Raw genomic sequence first — 21850 nt, forward strand, 5'->3', positions numbered from 1 at the left:
TTTTATTTTACAAGGTCAACATCCAATCCAATCCCGATAACATTAGGAAGGTTAGGTAGCACCTTTGAAATTATGCGAAATGACGATTTTATACGTTCCTTTTTCGAGTTTTTTTTTCTTTAATCGGGTATTTCAAATCGAAAATATCGCCACCACACTAGGCAAGTTGTTTCCCCGACGCATCTTTGATAGCCAAATCAATAGTTACATTTTCTGTTTTTCCATCAAGAATTTCCATAACATATTGTATAAGAACACTCGCAAATTGATAATCGTACACATGGCTGAATTTGAAAGTTATAGTATAGAATTTTGAATCGTCTTTAATCTCAAATTCATAGGTTTTGGGAGCTGATTTTTAGCAACGGTTATTTTCGGGTATTTTATCAAATTTATGAAAAGTACTCGAGGAATTGCAGGAAATTAAAATAAAATACAACCCAATTAAGAGTAGGGATTTTGCTTTCATAAAAGTTAGGTTTAATTAAAAACGAATTAACTTAACTTTTATTGTGTGAAACTTATTTTAGGCAAACAACTGCGCTACAATTTCTTCGATTTTTGAAACCAAAATAATTTTTATTGCCGAATTTTTAATAGCTATTTTATTGTATTTAGATACAAAAATAGTATCAAAACCTAATTTTTCAGCTTCTTGAATACGTTGTTCTACCCTATTTACTGGCCGAATTTCACCAGAAAGACCTACTTCGCCAGCAAAGCAATAGTGTTTTCCAATTGCGATATCTTCGTTAGAAGATAAGATGGCAGCAACAACTGCTAAATCTATTGCCGGATCGTCTACAGAAATTCCGCCAGTAACGTTTAAGAAAACATCTTTTGTTCCTAAACGAAAACCAGCGCGTTTTTCTAACACCGCCAAAATCATGTTCAATCGTTTGGCGTTATAACCCGTCGTACTGCGTTGCGGCGTTCCATATACTGCGGTCGAAACCAAGGCTTGAATTTCTATCATCAAAGGCCGCATACCTTCGAGTGTCGAAGCAATCGCCGTTCCCGATAATTGTTCCTCTCGGTGCGAAAGCAAAATTTCTGAAGGATTTGAAACTTCACGCAAACCGCTGCCTTGCATTTCATAAATTCCTAATTCAGCGGTTGATCCAAAACGATTTTTGAGCGACCGAAGAATTCTATATACGTGATTTCTGTCGCCTTCAAATTGCAAAACAGTATCGACCATGTGTTCCAAAATTTTTGGTCCTGCAATTGTGCCGTCTTTTGTAATATGACCAATCAGTAGTACCGGAATATTAGTTTCTTTTGCAAACTTTATTAACTCGGCTGTAGTTTCTCTTATTTGAGAAATGCTACCTGGTGTTGACTCAATATAGTCGGTATGCAATGTTTGAATCGAATCAATTATAACAATGTCGGGTTCAGTTTCTGCAATGTGACGAAAAATATTTTGGGTTTTTGTTTCCGTCAAAATGTAACAGTTGTCACTATTTGGGTTGATGCGTTCTGCGCGCATTTTTATTTGCTTCTGACTTTCTTCGCCCGAAACATAGAGCGTTTTGTATGGCAATTTTAATGAAATTTGTAAAAGCAACGTGCTTTTTCCAATGCCAGGTTCTCCGCCGAGAAGTATTAAGGAACCTGGAACAATACCGCCACCAAGTACACGATTCAGTTCGCCGTCTGTAGTGTTCATTCGCACTTCTTGCGTAGCATCGATTTCATTTATTCGCATCGGTTTTGAAACTCTTTTAGAATCGGTAGTCGAGGTCTTCCAGCTTGCTTTTTCTTCTTTTTGGATAATTTCTTCAGCGATGGTATTCCATTCTTTGCAAGAATTGCATTGTCCTTGCCACTTGGCATATTGGGCACCACAATTTTGACAAAAGAAAGTTGTTTTTATTTTTGACATTTATGCAAAATTTACGAGCTATTCTTATGGTTTTTTAACTGGTTTTGGCGTGTCGGTAGCTGGTGCATCTGTCGGAATTACTTCTGATGGTGGCGAATCGGTTGGAGGTGTCTCTTCAACTACAGGTTCGTCTTTGCCTTTTTTGCCTTTTTTTGGTAAACTTTTTTTCAAATCATCGGCTCTATCAATCATCATCTCTTTCGTTAAATCTCCAATTTCTTCTCGTTGAAAAGCACTCATATAAGATTTTACAGCGCGGGCATTATCACCTTTTTTCTCATACATTTGACCCATTTCGTAATCAGCGAGCATTGATTTTGGATAATTTTTTTTGGCTAACTGTGCTAATTTATCAAATTCATCGTAAGCTTTGTTTTTTAAGATTGCTGCTTCTATGGCTTTAAAATCATTTAACCGTATTGGCAATTTTAGCGCATACGATTTATCTATTACATCATATTTTTTTGCTAAATAATCAACATATCCAGAAGTTAAAGTAGCAATTTTTTCATTGAATTCGGTAGTTGAAATAGGCTGGTACACCGAGAATATTTGATACAAAGCACTTGGAATAGAATTTAAAACCAACGAATAATGCGATGCTCCTTTAAAATCGTCAAACCGATAATTAAGTGTTGGTTTGTTAATTTTTTTAGCTACTTCGTCTAATGCTAGAATTCGGTTGCGCATTTTTTTTACATCACCATCGGCAGAGGAATGATAGTAAAAAATAGGTTTTTGAATGGCGGTCAATCTATCTGGAATTTGTTCTTCCATACCTGTTGGAAGTTCTGGACTCATAGAGATGTAAGCATCAAAAATTGGATTGTCTTTGTAGAGATAACAGTTTAAAAAACTGGCTGTCGTATCCAATCCAGCAATCATTTTAAACGGTGCCGTTCTATATTTTTTTTCAATATAGGGCAACAATTCCATTCCTATAAATTCAAAGAAGCTTTCTCCTTTTTCGGTGGGTAAACCAGTAGTTTTGTCTAAAGCACAATCTGTTTCACGTACGTTTTTTTTATTTTGGATAATCCCAACAATAATTACTTCGGGCAAATCGTCCCAATAGTAGCCATAGCTCATGGCACCTTGAAACGGGTCAAAAAGAAAATCACCATCTAGAAGGATTAAAACAGGATATTTTTGATTCGGATGTTTTTCATACGATGGTGGCAGACCGATGGTTATTTGCCTTTGTTCATTAAGTTTTTTGGACGAAATCGAGTCGGTTACTTTTTGAGAAAATAGGGCATTGGAACAAACAAAAAATAAAAACAGGATACTTTTTTTCATAACTGTTAGCATTGGATTAAATGGCACTTTTATTAAATTGACTAGCAATATAACGAAATTATTTATTCCTGTTTAAAAGTGGAAGCAAAACATAGGAAATCAATCCGAGTAGTATTGCCAAAATGGTTTGTGAAGTCCATACAAGCCATCCAAAAGCAGTTCCAACGTCTTTGGTAATTCCGTAAAGCGAAAAAATTAAGGCAATAGAAAAAGGATAAGCTCCAAGTCCACCATTAGAAAAACCTACGGCAAGACTGCCAAAAATAAATCCCATAATGACAATGTCAAAACTAATTTTGGTGGTTTCTGGCAAGGCAAAAACAGACACGTAAAACATTACAAAATATGAAAACCAAATGAAAAAAGAATGAAAAATATAATTCCATTTATCCTTCATTTTATATACGGTTGTGATACCTTCAATTAAGCCAGACATTTTTTGTTTTAGTTTTAAAATTATTTTCCATTCGGCATAAATCCAAATTAAAACAAAAACGAAAAACATAATTAAACCTACCAGAGCCGCCATAGACAATGCTTGTAACGATACGTTTTGACTTAAAAGAAATTGATATATTTTATCAAATTGGGAAACAAATCCAATAATTACGAATAAAAAAAAGATGAGCAAATCAACTATTCTCTCTGCTACAATGGTTCCGAATGCTTTATCGAAAGGAACATTTTCGTATTTTTTTAGCAATGCAGCACGCGAAATTTCTCCCGAACGAGGAACGGTTAAATTCACTAAATAGGAAACGCAAACGGTAAAGAAATTATTGTAAAATTTGGTTTGATAACCCAAATGATTTAAGGCAAATTTCCACCTGTAAGCACGGGACCAATAGCCAAGGCAAGCAATTACTAAAGACAATAATATGTAATAGTAATTTGCTTTTTCGAAACTAATTTTAATTTTTATTATTTCCTCTGATGACAAGGTGTTAAACTGATAATATATAATTCCTATTCCTATTAAAAAAGGAACAAAAATTGTCAGCCATTTGACTACATGTTTTTTCAAGATAGTTTAGGTGAGTGAATTAGTGTTTTCGTTGGGAAAAATCAACCAAGGTTTAAAGTTTTTTGCCTCTTCAAAATCCATCAAAGCATAGGACATGATAATAATTATATCTCCTTTGTGTACTTTTCTGGCTGCAGGTCCATTGAGCGTAATCTCGCCCGAGTTTTTATTCCCTTTGATGGCATAAGTGTCAAATCGTTCGCCATTATTAACGTTCACCACAGCTACTTTTTCGCCCTCTATAAGATTTGCTGCTTGCATTAAGGCTTCGTCAATGGTTATGCTTCCTATATAATTTAGGTCGGCACCTGTTACTTTTACACGATGAATTTTTGATTTTATAACTTCAATTTGCATTGGGTAAAAGTAAATTAATTAAATGAAATCGTATCTATCAATCTGATATTGTTGACAAAAACTGCAATGAATGCGCGGTATTTTTTTGTTTTATTTTTTCGGACACAAGGCAACAGGGAAGATTCATCAGCAATTTGAAAGTATTCTAAATCAAAGTTTTTTTTGTTTTCAAATGTTTTTATAACAAATTTCGTTATCCTATTACTTGACCTAGTCTTGAAAAGATTTTTGGACTGCAATAAGGTTTTGAAAATAATGGCAGCTTCATTTCTCTCGTTTTTGGTTAGTCTTTCGTTACGCGAACTCATGGCTAATCCGTTTTGCTCCCTGAATATTGGGCAACTAATAATATTCACACTTAAATTGGTTATTTGCACCATCTTTTTAATGATTTGCAATTGCTGAAAATCTTTTTCGCCAAAATAAGCATTGGTAGGCTGGACAATTTCAAAGAGTCTTTTTACAATTGTTCCAACTCCCTCAAAATGACCAGGTCGGAACTTGCCTTCCATCTGGTTTTCTAATCCATCAAAATCAAAGTGCTGTGCCATTGTTTTCCCTTCATAAATGTCATTAACACTCGGTGCAAATACAATAATTTTTTCTGAAATTGTTTTAATTTTTTCGAGATCTTGTTCTAGTGTTCTAGGATATTTCGCTAAATCTTCGGGGTTATTAAATTGTGTTGGATTTACAAAAATACTAACCACAACAAGCGTATTATGTTGCAATGCTTCTAATAATAAAGAAAGATGTCCCAGATGAAGTGCTCCCATTGTGGGTACCAAACCAATTGTAGTAGTAGCATTCGAAACAAAATTCAAATGAGATACTAATTCATTTTGGGTGTTAAAAATGAGCATTGGCTTTCGATAAATGAGTTGCAAACATACCATTTTCATAAATAACTGCATAAATTTTTGTACTTTTGCCTGTTTTTTAGTGCCAATAAGTAAAGTAAAATAGATTATGGAAGATAAGAGGATATTATATGTATCATCTGAAGTGGTGCCGTATTTGGCTGAAAATGAGGTTTCTTTGATGTCTTATGATGTTCCAAAAATGATTAATGATCAAGGCGGACAAATAAGAATTTTTATGCCAAGATATGGAAATATCAATGAGAGAAGGCATCAGTTGCATGAAGTTATCCGATTATCGGGAATGAATTTGGTAGTAAATGATTTGGATATGCCTTTAATAATTAAAGTGGCATCAATCCCGAAAGAAAGAATTCAGGTTTATTTTATTGACAATGATGAGTATTTTAAAAGAAAAGCCACTTTTAGCGACGAAGAAGGTGTGCTTTTTGCAGATAACGATGAACGAGCTATTTTCTTTGCTAAAGGAGTTGTAGAAACCGTAAAAAAATTGAATTGGGTTCCTGATATCATACATGTTCATGGCTGGATGGCCAGTTTGTTGCCTATTTATATGAAACATTATTACAAGGACGAAGCATTATTTTCGCAGACTAAAATTTTGACTTCAGTTTACGGACAGTCATTTGAAGGCAGTTTAGATCTTGAAATGATCAACAAAATAAAATTTGACGGTGTCCCTCAAGAGGCTATTGAGGAATTAGAATTACCTAACTATGAAAACCTTATAAAAGCTGCTGTTAAACATTCAGATGGTGTTATTATTGCTTCTGAAAATGTATCGCCAAGTTTAACAAAATTTATAGAATCTTCAGGAAAACCTTTTTTACCTTTCGCCGCTAAAGAAAAATTCTCCGAAACATATACCAACTTTTATAGAAATATGCTTTCCTAAAAACAATTATTTTTATGTTTAAAAAATCAGTATCACAATACATTTTATTTGGATTAGTTGCTATTCTTTTTGCATCATGCGATAAAGATTTTAATGAATTAGGAACCAATATTGTGGGCGATGACCACTTTGGTTTTGAAAAATATACTGACGCTACAGTCAAAGCGTACAATCAAAAACTGAACGAAATAGCATCCAATAATTTGCCCATCAATGCGCTTGGTTTTTATACTAATCCAGCTTTTGGCACCACGCAAGCAAATTTTGTAACGCAGCTCGAAATGGCGTCAACAAATCCCGTGTTTAACAATGGTTCTGTAGTTTCTGATCATCCAAATGGAGTGACGGCTATTGATAGCGTGATTATAGAAATTCCCTATTTTAAGACATTAAAAACAGTTAACGCGGATCAAACTAATACTTATAGATTAGATTCTATTTTTGGGGTTAATGAGTCTAAGTTTAAATTAAGTATTTACCAATCTAATTATTTTTTAAGAGATTTAGATCCTAATCAATCGTTGGTGGAGCAACAACTTTATTATACTGGTCAAAATCAAGATGATGTTATTGATAACAATAAAATTTCGGTTTTATTAAATGATGCGTCACTTGTTGACGACCCATTACTTGGCTTACAAAACGCCGATGGTCACGAAAACACCAATTTTTATTTTGACAAAAGAGAGCACCGTACAAAAACTTTAAATGATGATGGTGTAACCCCTATTTACAGTAGAAGTATTCCCTCTATGCGATTACACTTAAACAAAACCATTTTTACTAATCTAATATTGAACGCGCCAAGCGGAAGTTTAGCAGATAATGTTACTTTCAAAAATTATTTTAGAGGATTATATTTTAAAGTTGAAAATGGGCTGACCAATAACATGGCTCTGATTAATTTTAAAGGAGGTAAAATAACACTGTATTATAATGAAGATAAAGTAACTCCCGATAATTTGACTACAACAACTGTTAACGAATATAAAGTTGAAAGAGTTTACAAAACGTTTGTGCTAAATCTTAATGGAAACAGTATCAGTTTATTAAAGAATTCTAATGAAAGTCCTGATTATTTATCTGCAGCCAGCAGCACGCAGGAAGCGTCTCAACTTTATTTAAAAGGTGGCGAAGGATCGATGGCAATTATAGATTTATTTGGTTCAACAGATACCAAAGGATATGTTCTTAACACAGCTTATAATTCTAACTTACCTATTAGTTCAGCTAACCCCAAGTATACCCTCACCGGACCAAACGGAATTTCCGATGAAATTGATGACATTAAATATAACGGCTGGCTTATCAATGAAGCTAATCTAACTTTTAATATAAACAAGCCAACTTTATCTGATACTAAAACGGTAGAACCAAATCGAATTTATCTTTATGATTTAACCCATAAAAAAGCAATCGTCGATTACAGCTATGATATTACCAGCAATGGCACTTATCCAAAATTAAATAAATATATTTTTGGCGGAATTCTTTTAAATGATGACAATACCATTGTTAAGCAAATAAAAGATAATAACGGTATGATAGCTAATAAAGGATCTAAATATAAAATCAGAATTACGAATTATGTTAGAAATTTAATTAAAAATGATTCTATCAACGTAAGACTCGGTTTATCGGTATCAGAAAATATAAATATTGTTGGTCTTTCAAAATTAAAAACAGCTAATAGCAATGCTACAGTTGCGCCAACTATGTCGGTTTTAAGTCCTTTAGGAACTATTTTATACGGGACAGGACCAACAACTCCTACTTTACCCGAAGACAAAAAATTAAAACTTGAAATTTATTACACAAAACCTAATTAATATCTAAAATTATGTGTGGAATAGTTGGCTATATTGGATTTAGAGAAGCTTATCCAATCGTAATTAAAGGTTTAAAAAGATTAGAATACAGAGGATATGATAGCGCTGGGATAATGCTACACGATGGAAATGACCTTAAAATTACTAAAACAAAAGGTAAAGTTTCTGACCTAGAAGAAAAGTCTAAATCTATTGCTTCCTCTAAAGCAACAATAGGAATGGGACACACCCGCTGGGCAACCCATGGTGTTCCAAATGATATTAATTCGCATCCACACGTTTCAAATTCTGGAAACTTAGTAATCATCCACAACGGAATTATTGAAAATTATGAACCCTTAAAAAAAGAATTACTTAAAAGAGGATACATTTTTACTTCTGATACTGATACCGAAGTTTTGGTAAACCTTATAGAGGATGTAAAAAAGAAAGAAAATATAAAACTTGGAAAAGCAGTTCAAATTGCTTTGAATCAAGTAGTCGGTGCTTATGCTATTTGTGTTTTTGATAAAGAAAATCCAGACGAAATTATAGTAGCCAGATTAGGAAGTCCAATAGCAATTGGCGTTGGTGAAGATGAGTTTTTTATTGCTTCTGATGCTTCCCCTTTTATAGAATACACCTCTAATGCTATTTATTTAGAAGATGAAGAAATGGCAATTATAAGACTTCATAAACCTTTAAAAATAAGAAAAATTAAGGACGATACTTTGGTTGATCCTTATGTACAGGAACTTCAAATGAATTTGGAGCAAATTGAAAAAGGAGGTTATGATCATTTTATGTTGAAAGAAATCTATGAACAACCCAATGTTATCAAAGATACTTATCGAGGAAGACTTCATGCTAATGACGGAATCATTCAAATGGCTGGGATTGAAGATAATTTGGAAAAATTTCTACATGCAGATAGAATTATCATTGTAGCTTGTGGGACTTCATGGCATGCCGGATTAGTAGCCGAATATGTTATAGAAGAATTTGCCAGAATAAATGTTGAAGTAGAATATGCTTCAGAATTTAGATATAGAAATCCCATAATCAATAAAAATGATATTGTAATTGCCATATCACAGTCGGGTGAAACTGCTGATACTTTGGCCGCTATTAAGTTGGCAAAAGAAAAAGGAGCTTTCGTATTTGGAGTTTGTAACGTTGTTGGTTCTTCTATTTCTAGAGAAACTAATGCTGGGGCATACACTCATGCTGGTCCAGAAATTGGAGTAGCATCTACCAAAGCTTTTACGACGCAAATTACCGTATTAACCATGATTGCGCTGCGTTTGGCGAAAGCCAAAGGAACCTTATCAAACTCTGATTTCCATAGATACCTTCAAGAATTAGAAGTCATTCCAGAAAAAGTGGCAGAAGCTTTAGCATCAACCAACGAAAAAGCCAAAGAGATAGCTATGAAATTTAAAGATGCAACGAACTGTTTATACCTAGGCAGAGGATACAATTTTCCAGTAGCTTTAGAAGGGGCTTTAAAACTAAAAGAAATATCTTATATTCATGCAGAAGGTTATCCAGCTGCAGAAATGAAACACGGTCCAATTGCTTTGATTGACGAACAAATGCCCGTAATTGTCATTGCACCAAAACAAGGGCATTATGATAAAGTGGTGAGTAATATTCAAGAAATTAAATCAAGAAGTGGTAAAATTATTGCCATCGTCACAAAAGGTGATACGCAGGTACAAGAATTGGCGGATCATGTTATAGAAATTCCTGAAACTTCAGATGCCTTGTCGCCACTAATTACCACAATTCCACTACAACTATTATCGTACCATATTGCAGTATTACGAGGTTGTAATGTGGACCAACCAAGGAATTTAGCAAAGTCGGTAACAGTAGAATAATTAAAAAAACAGTCATAAATTAAAAAAAGCGAGAAAAAATCTCGCTTTTTTTAATACAATCAAAAATATTTGTACTTTGGCTACTTAAACCAACAAAAATTAAAACCAAATGAAGATTTATTTATTTATCGTTTCATTGTTTTTTTGCGGAATAACCTTTGCGCAAACTTCAATATCGGGTTCGGTAAAAGACACAAAAAACCAACCTATACCAGGTGCCAATGTCAAAATATCTGGCGAGAGTTCAAGAACCGTTACAGATAGTGACGGAAATTTCACTTTATCAACCACAAAAAAGCCACCTTTTGACATTGAGGTATCGAACTTGGGTAATGGTATGAAAAAAATTGCCATTACGGCAAACAATCAAAAAGTTTCGGTTGCGTTAACCGATGAAGAAACCAAGCTGGATGAAATCGTTGTCGCTGCATCTAGAACACCAGAAAGAGTTTTAGAATCACCGGTAACTATCGAAAGAATGAATTTGAGAGAAATAAAAAGCACTACTGCTGCAACGTTTTATGATGGATTAGAAAACCTAAAAGAAGTACATTTCAACACAAGCAGTTTATCATTCAAATCAATCAATACAAGAGGTTTTGCAACGGTTGCCAATACTCGTTTTTTGCAATTGGTTGACGGTATGGATAATTCTTCTCCAGCATTGAACTTTGTATTAGGAAATTTAATTGGCGTATCTGAACTAGATGTTGCAAATGTTGAGCTTCTCCCGGGAGCATCATCAGCATTATATGGAGCTAACGCTTTTAACGGGATTTTGTTTATGAATAGCAAAAGTCCTTTTACCAATCAAGGGTTAAGCTTTTATTTTAAATACGGACAAACAACACAACAAGCTGCTGGAACAAATGATTATTATGATTTTGGAATAAGAGCAGCACATGCTTTTTCGCCCTACTTTGCGGCAAAAGCCAACTTTACTTTCCTGAAAGGAACAGAATGGATTGCAGCCGATAAAAGAGATATAGCTACAAATTTTTCGGGTTCATCGGTAAATCCAAATTATGACGGATTAAATGTATATGGCGATGAAGTTTCGACCAATATAAAAGGCGTGGGACAAAGTTTGGCAGGATTAGGTTTAATTCCTCAATCGGCCGTTAATTTATTACCCAATTACAATGTAGCTAGAACAGGTTATGATGAAAGAGACTTAAATGACAACACCGTTAAAAGTGTAAAAGCTGATTTTTCGTTACATTTCAAACCTTGGGCTGATGACAATGAAATTATCTTTCAACACAAAGTTGGTTTAGGAAATACTATTTATCAAGGAGCCAACAGATATTCTTTGAAAAATTTCTTTATGAATCAAACAAAATTGGAATTTAAAGGTAAAAATTATTTTGTTAGAGGATATATGACTAATGAAAATGCTGGAGATTCTTACGATATGCGTTTTGCTGCGTGGAATGTAAATAGAGCATGGAAAGATGACAAAACTTGGTTTGGTCAATATGCTGGTGCCTTTATTCAATCTACTTTAGCTGGCGCAACTCCAGAACAAGCTCATGCCGCTGGTAGAGCAACTGCTGATACTGGAAGATTTTTACCAGGTTCACCAGAATTCGCAAGTGCATTAGCGAGTGTGATTGCAGATCCAAATTTAGTTACAGGTTCAAAATTTAAAGACAAATCAAAATTGTATCACGCCGACGTAAACTATAATTTTAAGGATTTAATTAAAATTGCCGAAATTCAGTTAGGTGGTTCCTACAGACGCTACGTAATGAATTCTGATGGAACTATTTTTACCGATTATGACGGCCCTATAAAATATGATGAATACGGAGCTTATGCTCAAGTTCAAAAGAAACTTATGAAAGACAATCGCCTGAAATTTACAGGTTCTGTTCGCTATGATAAATCACAAAATTTTGATGGATTTTACTCACCCAGAGTTTCTTTTGTTTATTCTGCAGGTGATAAAAAACAACATAACTTTAGAGCCTCTTATCAAACAGGTTTTAGAAACCCTACAACGCAAGACCAGTACATTGGTTTGAATTTAGGCCCATTTGCTTTAATTGGTTCTGCTCCAGACAATCTAACAAGATTTACAGAAACACTACCGGTAAGTGCTGCAGGTCAGATAATATCTGGTTCGACTACAAAAACATTAAATGGAGTTGATGCTTACACAAATTCTTATACTTTAACGTCTGTTCAAACATTTGGACAAACACTTAATCCAGCTGATTTACAAGTAGCTAACATAAATTTGGTAAAACCAGAGAGAGTTCAGGCAATTGATGTTGGTTATCGCTCCGTAATCAAAAATGATTTAACTGTTGATATTAGCGGTTATTATAATATTTATAATGACTTTTTGAATCAATCTAGAGTTGTAACGCCTTACTACGGTAATGTGGTTTCAGACCCAGCAAATGCAATCGCAGCATTAGTAAATGGTGATAGAAGAATTTACCAGGTTTATGATAATTCAAAATCGAAAGTTACTTCATTAGGGTTTGGTGCTGGCTTGTCCAAAAAGGTATATAAAGATTTTGAATTGAGTGCTAATTATAATTATGCCGAGTATACTTTTAATCAAGCCGAAGATCCTGGTTTTATTCCAAGTTTTAATACTCCTAAACACAGAGTTAAAGCTTCATTGGGAAATCAAAAATTGTTTAAAAACTTTGGATTTAATACTAATGTAAGATGGAATACGCAATATTTATGGCAGTCTTCTTTTGCAGATGGAATGGTTCCGGAGAATGTAGTTTTTGATGCACAAATTAACTATGCTATTCCAAAATTAAAATCAGTTTTAAAAGTAGGAGCCAATAATCTGTTTGGAAAAGATTACATACAAGTAATCGGGGCTGGGGCTATTGGACAACAATGGTTTGCCTCAATAACAATTAATCCATAGTAATCAATAATTAATAATTTAAAAGTTATGATAAAAAATTTAAAATGGCTATTATTGGTTTCGATAACCTTTGTAGCATGTACTAGCAACAACGATACAACCGTTGTTTCAAACTCCTCTGACGGTTTACCATTGACGGCTGGTTCAGCAAATTTTTCTAAATATGTTTCTCTTGGTAATTCTTTGTGCGCCGGATACAGTGATGGTGGTTTATTCAAAGCTGGTCAGGAAAACTCTTACCCTAACATCTTGTCTAAACAATTTGCGCTTGTTGGTGGTGGCGAATTTAAAATACCCTACATGAATGATAATGTTGGAGGATTATTGTTAGGAGGAATACAAATTCAAGGCCCAAGATTATACTTGGCTCCGGGAAATGTGCCCACTCCTGTAAGTGGCACGACTACCACCGATATCACAAATATTTTGACCGGTCCGTTTAATAATATGGGTGTTCCAGGAGCAAAAAGTTTTCATCTGCTTGCCGCAAATTACGGAAATATTGCTGGCGTAGCATTAGGACAAGCAAATCCTTATTTTGTAAGATTTGCATCTTCACCTTCTGCAACAATAATTGGCGATGCCGTTGCTCAAAACCCAACTTTCTTTTCTTTGTGGATAGGAAATAATGATGTATTGGCATATGCAACATCAGGAGGAGTAGGGGTTAACCAACTAGGCAATGTTAACCTTGCAACTTACGGCGGAAATGACATAACTGATCCTACTGTATTTGCTAATGTTTATTCCACACTTTTAGATCAATTAACAGCTAATGGAGCAAAAGGAGTGGTGGCAAATATACCTTATGTAAGTTCTGTTCCGTTCTTTACAACAGTACCCACAAATCCGATACCAGGTTTATCCCCTGCACAAGCGGGACAGTTAAATCAATTGTTTGGAGGAATTAATGCCGCATTAGCTGGAGCAGGTTTGCCAGGCAGGTTTGCAACTATACTTGCTGATGATGGAAATCCTGCTACAACAGAAAGAAACCCTCTTTTAATAATTGATGAAAGTTTAATAAATATTTCAGCCCAAATTACTGCAGCATTAATAAATGCTGGTTATCCTACACCAACTGCTGGCTATCTCGGAAATTTATATGGCAGAGCAAGGCATGCGAGTAACACCGTGGGTAATAGTGATTATATTTTGCTAACTTCCAGAGGAATAATTGGAACATATCAATCAGGTGCACCAGCACCTTTCAATGTGATAGGTGTTTCAAATCCTATGCAAGACGGTACAGTGCTAACTGCTGCTGAAAACGCAGAAATTGTAACGGCAACAACAGCTTTTAATGCATCCATTGCAGCGTTAGCTTCCGCCAAAGGATTAGCATTTGTAGATGCAAATGCAATTTTAAATCAAGTAAACAATGGTGGCCTTGTTAGCAATGGCTACACTATGACTTCGACTTATGTCACTGGTAATTCATTTTCTCTTGATGGCGTGCATCCAAGTCCAAAAGGATATGCCTTGATTGCCAACAAATTTTTAGAAGCCATTAATGCTAAATATGGTTCTAATTTTAAAGGAGTTAATTTAGGACAATACCAAATATTGTATCCTGGGTCTTTGTAAAAAAATCTTTTTATCACTAAAAACCATCTCCTTAACCGAGATGGTTTTTAATTTATAGTAGCCTTAAAAATTCTACTTTTTTTCTAAAATATTTATTGATTTTTCGGTTTTTAAAAATTATCTTTGCGCTCTGATAAAAAGAGGTCTTTTAATAAACCATACTAGTTATTTAATAAACATATAAACAATGTCAAAAGCAATAGGAAAAGTTTCTCAAATCATTGGCCCAGTAGTAGACGTAATATTTGATACTAAAGATGTTGAATTACCAAAAATTTATGACTCGTTAGAAATCATCAACAAAAATGGTTCCATACTAGTACTTGAAGTGCAGTCACATATTGGTGAAAACACAGTACGTACCATTTCTATGGATTCAACTGATGGTTTGAGCAGAGGAACTGCAGTAAATGCTACGGGAGCTCCAATCAAAATGCCTATTGGTGCTGATATTTATGGGCGTTTGTTCAACGTAATTGGCGATGCCATTGATGGTTTAGGAGATTTACCTAAAGACGGTGCAAACGGAGTTTCAATCCACCGTCAGGCACCAAAATTTGAAGACTTATCAACTTCTACTGAAGTTTTATTCACTGGAATTAAAGTTATCGATTTGATTGAACCTTACTCAAAAGGTGGTAAAATTGGATTGTTCGGAGGAGCTGGAGTTGGTAAAACAGTATTGATTCAAGAATTAATCAACAATATCGCCAAAGGTCACGGCGGACTTTCTGTATTCGCAGGAGTTGGTGAAAGAACCCGTGAAGGAAACGATTTGCTTCGTGAGATGTTGGAATCAGGAATCATAAAATATGGTGATGATTTCATGCACTCCATGGAAAATGGAGGATGGGATTTATCTAAAGTGGACAAACCAGGAATGAGAGAGTCGAAAGCTACTTTCGTTTTTGGACAAATGAATGAGCCACCAGGAGCAAGAGCCCGTGTTGCGTTATCTGGACTTTCAATCGCTGAATATTTCCGTGATGGAGCTGGTTCAGATCAAGGCAAAGATGTTCTTTTCTTCGTTGACAATATCTTCCGTTTTACTCAAGCAGGTTCAGAAGTTTCGGCTCTTTTAGGTCGTATGCCATCTGCGGTAGGATACCAACCAACATTAGCAACAGAAATGGGTGCGATGCAAGAAAGAATTACCTCTACAAACAAAGGATCTATTACATCAGTTCAAGCGGTATATGTACCTGCGGATGACTTAACAGATCCAGCACCAGCAACAACATTTGCTCACCTTGATGCCACAACAGTATTATCTCGTAAAATTGCTGAACTTGGAATTTATCCAGCGGTAGATCCATTGGATTCTACTTCAAGAATTCTTACCGCTCAAATAATAGGTGATGAACACTATGATTGTGCACAAAGAGTAAAAGAAATTCTTCAAAAATACAAACAACTACAAGATATCATCGCCATCCTTGGTATGGAAGAGTTATCCGAAGAAGATAAATTATCAGTATCAAGAGCACGTCGTGTTCAGCGTTTCTTATCTCAACCTTTCCACGTTGCAGAGCAGTTTACAGGTATTCCTGGCGTATTGGTTGATATTAAAGATACCATAAAAGGATTCAACATGATTATTGATGGCGAATTAGATCACTTGCCAGAAGCTGCCTTCAACCTTAAAGGGACTATTGAAGATGTTATCGAAGCAGGTCAAAAAATGTTAGCGGAAGCTTAATTAATGGTGAATGGTAAATGATGAATGGTAAATGAAATATTGCCAATTCACAATTCACAATTCACAATTCACAATTCACAATTATGATTTTAGAAATAGTATCGCCCGAAGCTACATTATTTAAAGGAGAAGTTACTTCGGTTTCCTTGCCTGGAGTAAATGGTTCGTTTCAAATTTTGAATAACCACGCACCTATCGTTTCTATCTTAAAACATGGTGTTGTTAAAATTGAGGCAGCTAGTTTTGCTATCAATAAAGAAGTAGTTGATAAATTTACAAAAGTAAATGACCAAAACTATCTTCTGGAAATCAATTCAGGAACAATTGAAATGAAAGACAATAAAGTGATTATATTAGCTGACTAATACGATTACAAATAATAAAAAAGCTCAACAAAATTGTTGAGCTTTTTTTATTCTACTTTTTAAGCGATTTGATAACAAGCGAAGCCAACACATAAGCTTCCAACACTAATCCAATAATCAAAACATATTGTGATAAGCTATACCCCTCAATCTTCATAAAGGCTCCAACAATTACAAGTATCATTCCTACTATCAGGATAATTAAATCTTTTTTCATAATTTATTATTTTATTTCGTTTACATATTCTAAAATATCGCCTGGTTGACATTCTAATATTTCACAGATGGCCTCCAAAGTTGAAAATCGAACCGCTTTTGCTTTACCCGTTTTAAGAATAGACAGATTGGCGGTAGTTATTCCTATTTTATCTGCCAGTTCATTAGACCGCATTTTTCGCCTCGCTAACATCACGTCAAGATTTAAAATGATTGGCATAATTATATCGTTAATTCGTTTTCCTCTTTTATGTTGATAGCCATTTTAAATACTTCTGACAACACTTTAAAAAATAAACCTAAAACTAACAAATACACAAAGGGACCGTAACCAAATTCAATTCCAACCTCGTGTTTGGATAGTTTTGTAGTAAAATCCGAAGATAATTGAAAAATGGAAGCGATAATTATTAAGCCCCCAATCTTATCTAACAAAATACTTATTTTATCTTCAAAAATAATTCGCTTAACAAAGCTGCCTAAAAGTTTCCTAAAAAAATGTACTGCATATAAAACCACTCCAAAATTAAGAACATTTAAAACCAAAGACACTTTACCAAAACTGTTTGTTAAATCAATCGTCCCAGTGGTAAAAGTAACTGGAATGTCGAAAGTTTCCTTATCAATTATTATCATAATCGAAAGTACGATAACTAAAGGAAAAAAAATGACTGATAAAATCCAAGTAAAGTCTACAATGGTCTTTAGTAAATTTAATTTTTTCATAATAAAGAAATTTAAGTTCAGAGCAAATATAAATAAATTATTGATAAACAATAATAAATGTCAATAAAACAATAATATATTTACAAAACACTAAAATTTGGTTTACTATATTTGTACTAATGAAACTCCCAAAATCACTTCAACAAAAACTCAATCAGCGAGAAGCCAACAATGCCTTGCGCGACTTGCCCGTTACCAATGGTTTAATTGATTTTGCTTCTAATGATTATATTGGCTTTGCCAAAAATGAAGCTATCTTTCACGAAACACATCAAATTCTTTTAGATAAAAATATACCAGTAAATGGCGCCACGGGATCACGTTTACTTTCCGGAAATCACGCTTTGTATAATGAAACCGAAAATTTTATTGCCAAATTTCATCGCGCTGATTCCGCACTTATTCTCAATTCGGGTTATGATGCAAATATTGGATTTTTTAGCTGCGTTCCGCAACGCAATGATGTAATTTTATTCGATGAACTATGTCATGCTTCAATTCGCGATGGAATACAAACCAGCAATGCTAAATCGTATAAATTTCAGCATAACGACTTGGAAGATTTGGAGAAAAGATTAAAGTCCTGTCACACCGAGCGCATTCGAGGTGCTTTATTTGAAATATATTTAGTTACCGAAAGTGTTTTCTCCATGGACGGGGATTGCCCCAACTTAGAAGAACTCACAAACCTTTGTGACAAATACGGTGTTTATTTAGTTATTGATGAAGCACATGCAATTGGAGTTTTTGGTGAAAGCGGGGAAGGATTGGTGCAAAGTTTAGGATTGCAAGACAAGGTTTTTGCCCGAATTATGACCTTCGGAAAAGGATTGGGTTGCCATGGCGCAGCGATTTTAGGAAGTGAAGAACTAAAAAAATATTTAGTCAATTTTGCACGAAGTTTTATTTATACCACAGCATTATCGCCGCATTCGGTCGCAACCATTTTGATGAGCTATCACCATTTAACCACTGCAAAAAATGAAATTAATTCGCTAAAAAGCAACTTCACCATTTTCAATCGGGAAAAGATGCGTTTGGGATTAAAACCGTTGTTTATCTATAGCAAATCTGCCATTCAATCCGCCATTATTCCTGGCAATGAAAGAGTAAAAAATATTGCTGTTCAACTGCAAGAAAAAGGATTTGATATCAAACCCATTCTCTCGCCTACAGTGCCAGAAGGACAAGAAAGACTGCGTTTTTGCATACATAATTATAATACTGAAAAGGAAATCTTGAATGTTTTGCAATTGTTAGCTACTTTTGTTTTTTAATTACGTAAAGAAGTAGCTTCGTGAAACTCTAAAAAACCGCAGTGAATCTCTGTGAAAATTAAATCTCGAATGTACTGCAATTCTTAAGTACTTTTGTTTGTTAGCCCACAGATTGTAATGATAAAAACCAATTGACACCGATTTTATATGAGCAATTTATTACATAAGGAAATAACGGATGTTGTTTTAAGAGCTTATTACGATGTTTATAACTAACTAGGCTATGGTTTTCTTGAAAAAGTTTATCAAAAAGCAATGTATTTTGAATTAAAATCTTTAGGGTATAATGTCGTAGCTCAAAAACAGATAAAAGTATATTTTAGGAACCAATTATATAGAGAATATTATGCAGATATATTAATTGAAGACAATGTAATTATCGAACTAAAAGCCTGTGAATTATTGATGAATGTTCACGTTGCTCAATTAATGAACTACCTAAAAGCGACTGAAATTGAAGTTTGACTTTTGTTGAATTTCGGTGAAGAACCAGAATTTAAAAGGATCATTTATACAAATGATAGAAAAAAAGAATTTAAAAAATCAGTGATAATCTGTTAGATCCGCATTATCAGTGACCCAAAATTAAAAACAGCTATGTTTTATCATGCAAGAAGAAAAATTTACATTATTACGTCGCTTTCAATATTCAAGTGAAGCCATTATTTATAAAGGCAAATTAGAGAGCCAAGGAATTGCCGTTTTTTTGAGAGATAACAACACCATTGATTCCAATCCGTTATACAGTAATTTGCTGGGTGGCGTAAAATTGTACGTCAAAACAGAAGATTTTGAGAAAGCAGTTGAAATCCTAGGAGATGTTAGTTTATATTCTGTTGACGATGACAATCAACCTATAAATTGCCCTAAATGCGGTTCAACACAAATCGACATGGTTACTTCTATAAAAGATTTGAAATCATTTTTTTGCTTCCTTATATTCCTGCTTCTTTCCATCGCACCATTTTTCACAAAGCACAAATACAAATGTCAAAATTGTCAATTCGAATTTAATTAAATGAAACTATTTTTAACAGGTATCGGTACCGATGTAGGTAAAACTATGGCTGCTGCAATTGTGGTCGAAGCATTACAAGCCGATTATTGGAAACCTATTCAAGCGGGCGATTTGCATAATTCAGATTGCCATAAAGTAAAAACATTGGTGTCTAATGATAAATCGCAATTTCATTCAAATGCTTATGCCCTAAATACTCCTGCAAGTCCGCATTATGCCGCACAGGTTGATGGAATTAGTATAGATTTAAATCAAATTAAAGAACCATTTACAACAAATCATCTTGTGATTGAAGGTGCTGGCGGTGTTTTAGTTCCCTTAAATGATACCAATTTTGTGATTGATTTAATTCAAAAAGAATACAAAGTCATCGTGGTTTCTAGACATTATTTAGGCAGCATTAACCATACTTTAATAACCCTTGAAGCCTTAAAAAATCGAAAAATTGCTGTAGCTGGAATCATTTTTTCTGGCGATGAAAACAAAGCGACTGAAGAAATTATTTTAATGAAAACCGACGCAAAATTTATAGGAAGAATTGACACCGAACCTTATTTTGACGATACTGTAATTACTTATTATGCCGAAAAATTTAGAGAAAATCTATTAAAATTGTAAAGACAAATAGAGAGTAGACGGATAGATAATAGGCATTTTTATCCATTAAAATCTATCATCTTTTAGTCTGTCATCTATCATCTAAAAAAAAATGACGCTTTCCGAACGAGATAAATTATATAACTGGCATCCCTACACACAACATAAAACGGCTGCCAACTTTCCAGCAATTGTAAAAGGCAAAGATGCGCTACTTTGGGATGAAAATGGCAAGGAATATATTGATGCCATTGCGTCTTGGTGGGTCAATCCTTATGGGCATTCAAACACCATCATTGCCAATGCTATTTACGAACAACTCACTACTTTAGAGCATGTTTTATTTGGAGGTTTTACCCATGACAAAGCCGTTTTATTAGCCGAAAAGTTGATGGAGATTTTACCTAACAATCAAAAAAAACTTTTTTATTCTGATAATGGTTCCACTGCCGTAGAAGTGGCGTTGAAAGCCGCAATGCAATATTTTTATAACAAAGGAATTAAAAAATCTAAAATTATCGCTTTTCACGATGCCTTTCACGGTGATACTTTTGGAGCCATGGCTTCGAGCGGTATCACATTTTTTACGGAAGCGTTCCAGGGGTCACTGTTAGAAGTCGTTCGTATTCCGGTACCAACAAAAGGAAACGAAGAAAGTAGTATCCAAATTTTAAAAGATTTGGTTGAAACCAATGAATATGCGGCGTTCATTTTTGAACCATTAGTACAAGGAGCAGCAGGTATGGTCATGTATCAACCAGATGTTTTAGATAAAATGATTGCAATTTGCAACTACAATAACGTATTCACCATTGCCGACGAAGTGATGACAGGTTTTGGTAAAACGGGAAAAACTTTTGCTTCGGATTACTTAATGCATAAACCAGACATGATGTGCTTATCTAAAGCATTGACTGGTGGAACAATTCCTATGGCAATAACTACTTTTACGCAAGAAATCTTTAACGGATTTTATGACGATAACACCAATAAAGCATTATTTCACGGACATACTTTTACAGCAAACCCAACAGGTTGTGCAGCAGCTTTGGCAAGTATCAATTTGTTGCAAACTGTCGAAATGCAACATAATATTGCTCGCATCCATCAATTACATTTGGATTTTGAAATTAAAATAAAAACGCATCCAAGAATAAAAACGACACGCGTTTTGGGAGTTATTTTTGCATTGGAAATCAAAACAGAAAACCAAGAAAGTTATTATGGAACAATGCGAAACAAACTATATAATTTCTTTATAGAAAACGGAATAATCCTTCGACCTGTGGGAAGTACTGTGTATATTTTGCCACCTTATGTTATTACTAATGCACAATTAGAAAAAGTATATACTATTGTGGAAAAAGCGTTAGAAATAGTATAATTTTGTAAACGTTACACAGAGATACACGAAGATTTCACAGAGATTCA

The 21850-nt window shown here is 34.3% G+C and carries 20 protein-coding genes and 1 pseudogene; 12 read left to right on the plus strand and 9 right to left on the minus strand.

The window, feature by feature from the left end; all coding sequences use genetic code 11:
• Window positions 1-157: 157 nt before the first annotated feature.
• The 6 genes from Q0Q96_RS10875 to panC form a co-directional block, all read right to left on the minus strand.
• Complete coding sequence (locus tag Q0Q96_RS10875) at window positions 158-280, minus strand: hypothetical protein (protein WP_293875274.1); 123 nt, start codon at window positions 278-280, stop codon at window positions 158-160.
• Window positions 281-526: 246 nt separating this feature from the next.
• Complete coding sequence (gene radA, locus Q0Q96_RS10880; RefSeq protein ID WP_293875276.1) at window positions 527-1888, minus strand: DNA repair protein RadA; 1362 nt, start codon at window positions 1886-1888, stop codon at window positions 527-529.
• Between the two features lie 24 nt (window positions 1889-1912).
• Window positions 1913-3187: an alpha/beta hydrolase-fold protein gene (locus Q0Q96_RS10885; RefSeq protein WP_293875278.1), complete on the minus strand. Its 1275-nt coding sequence runs from the start codon at window positions 3185-3187 to the stop codon at window positions 1913-1915.
• 58 nt (window positions 3188-3245) lie between these two features.
• Window positions 3246-4211, minus strand: coding sequence for a lysylphosphatidylglycerol synthase transmembrane domain-containing protein (locus tag Q0Q96_RS10890; RefSeq protein ID WP_293875280.1), 966 nt, complete (start codon window positions 4209-4211; stop codon window positions 3246-3248).
• Between the two features lie 6 nt (window positions 4212-4217).
• A complete protein-coding gene (gene panD / locus Q0Q96_RS10895; protein WP_293875282.1) occupies window positions 4218-4568 on the minus strand; it encodes an aspartate 1-decarboxylase in 351 nt (116 codons plus the stop codon).
• Window positions 4569-4582: 14 nt separating this feature from the next.
• Entirely contained in the window at window positions 4583-5431 is an 849-nt protein-coding gene (gene panC, locus Q0Q96_RS10900; RefSeq protein ID WP_293875352.1) for a pantoate--beta-alanine ligase, read from the minus strand.
• Between the two features lie 106 nt (window positions 5432-5537).
• Between panC and Q0Q96_RS10905 the strand changes: the two genes are divergently transcribed.
• The 7 genes from Q0Q96_RS10905 to Q0Q96_RS10935 all read left to right on the plus strand — a co-directional run bounded on the left by Q0Q96_RS10905 (window position 5538) and on the right by Q0Q96_RS10935 (window position 16585).
• Entirely contained in the window at window positions 5538-6344 is an 807-nt protein-coding gene (locus Q0Q96_RS10905) for a glycogen/starch synthase (RefSeq protein WP_293875284.1), read from the plus strand.
• A 14-nt stretch (window positions 6345-6358) separates the two neighbouring features.
• The gene (locus Q0Q96_RS10910; protein ID WP_293875286.1) at window positions 6359-8173 is read left to right on the plus strand and encodes a DUF4270 domain-containing protein; all 1815 of its coding nucleotides are present in this window, start codon (window positions 6359-6361) and stop codon (window positions 8171-8173) included.
• An 11-nt stretch (window positions 8174-8184) separates the two neighbouring features.
• Complete coding sequence (gene glmS / locus Q0Q96_RS10915) at window positions 8185-10035, plus strand: glutamine--fructose-6-phosphate transaminase (isomerizing) (RefSeq protein WP_293875288.1); 1851 nt, start codon at window positions 8185-8187, stop codon at window positions 10033-10035.
• Window positions 10036-10144: 109 nt separating this feature from the next.
• Complete coding sequence (locus Q0Q96_RS10920) at window positions 10145-12934, plus strand: TonB-dependent receptor (RefSeq protein ID WP_293875290.1); 2790 nt, start codon at window positions 10145-10147, stop codon at window positions 12932-12934.
• A gap of 27 nt (window positions 12935-12961) precedes the next feature.
• Complete coding sequence (locus Q0Q96_RS10925) at window positions 12962-14521, plus strand: G-D-S-L family lipolytic protein (RefSeq protein ID WP_293875292.1); 1560 nt, start codon at window positions 12962-12964, stop codon at window positions 14519-14521.
• 187 nt (window positions 14522-14708) lie between these two features.
• Window positions 14709-16220: a F0F1 ATP synthase subunit beta gene (gene atpD, locus Q0Q96_RS10930; RefSeq protein ID WP_293875294.1), complete on the plus strand. Its 1512-nt coding sequence runs from the start codon at window positions 14709-14711 to the stop codon at window positions 16218-16220.
• Window positions 16221-16303: 83 nt separating this feature from the next.
• Entirely contained in the window at window positions 16304-16585 is a 282-nt protein-coding gene (locus tag Q0Q96_RS10935; RefSeq protein WP_293875296.1) for a F0F1 ATP synthase subunit epsilon, read from the plus strand.
• Window positions 16586-16637: 52 nt separating this feature from the next.
• On the opposite strand, the gene Q0Q96_RS10940 is transcribed toward Q0Q96_RS10935, so the two are convergent.
• From Q0Q96_RS10940 to Q0Q96_RS10950, 3 genes are read right to left on the minus strand one after another with little or no spacing between them, the layout of a single operon-like run.
• The gene (locus Q0Q96_RS10940) at window positions 16638-16802 is read right to left on the minus strand and encodes a hypothetical protein (protein ID WP_293875298.1); all 165 of its coding nucleotides are present in this window, start codon (window positions 16800-16802) and stop codon (window positions 16638-16640) included.
• A gap of 6 nt (window positions 16803-16808) precedes the next feature.
• Window positions 16809-17021, minus strand: a complete 213-nt coding sequence (locus Q0Q96_RS10945) for a helix-turn-helix transcriptional regulator (protein ID WP_293875300.1) — start codon at window positions 17019-17021, stop codon at window positions 16809-16811.
• Between the two features lie 2 nt (window positions 17022-17023).
• Complete coding sequence (locus tag Q0Q96_RS10950; protein WP_293875302.1) at window positions 17024-17527, minus strand: DUF2975 domain-containing protein; 504 nt, start codon at window positions 17525-17527, stop codon at window positions 17024-17026.
• A 119-nt stretch (window positions 17528-17646) separates the two neighbouring features.
• Here Q0Q96_RS10950 and Q0Q96_RS10955 point away from each other — a divergent pair, with 119 nt between their 5' ends.
• The 5 genes and pseudogenes from Q0Q96_RS10955 to bioA all read left to right on the plus strand — a co-directional run bounded on the left by Q0Q96_RS10955 (window position 17647) and on the right by bioA (window position 21803).
• Window positions 17647-18804 carry a pyridoxal phosphate-dependent aminotransferase family protein gene (locus Q0Q96_RS10955; protein ID WP_293875304.1) on the plus strand — a complete coding sequence of 386 codons (1158 nt, stop codon included), beginning with the start codon at window positions 17647-17649 and terminating at the stop codon, window positions 18802-18804.
• A 228-nt stretch (window positions 18805-19032) separates the two neighbouring features.
• Window positions 19033-19269 (plus strand): annotated as a pseudogene (locus tag Q0Q96_RS10960) (GxxExxY protein); the annotation flags it as partial.
• A 142-nt stretch (window positions 19270-19411) separates the two neighbouring features.
• A complete protein-coding gene (locus tag Q0Q96_RS10965) occupies window positions 19412-19822 on the plus strand; it encodes a DUF2007 domain-containing protein (protein WP_293875306.1) in 411 nt (136 codons plus the stop codon).
• Window positions 19823-20440 carry a dethiobiotin synthase gene (gene bioD, locus Q0Q96_RS10970; RefSeq protein WP_293875308.1) on the plus strand — a complete coding sequence of 206 codons (618 nt, stop codon included), beginning with the start codon at window positions 19823-19825 and terminating at the stop codon, window positions 20438-20440.
• Window positions 20441-20531: 91 nt separating this feature from the next.
• Window positions 20532-21803, plus strand: a complete 1272-nt coding sequence (gene bioA, locus Q0Q96_RS10975; protein WP_293875310.1) for an adenosylmethionine--8-amino-7-oxononanoate transaminase — start codon at window positions 20532-20534, stop codon at window positions 21801-21803.
• Window positions 21804-21850 lie beyond the last annotated feature (47 nt).

Origin of the sequence: Flavobacterium sp. (assembly GCF_025352015.1) — a bacterium.
Classification (GTDB): Bacteria; Bacteroidota; Bacteroidia; order Flavobacteriales; family Flavobacteriaceae; genus Flavobacterium.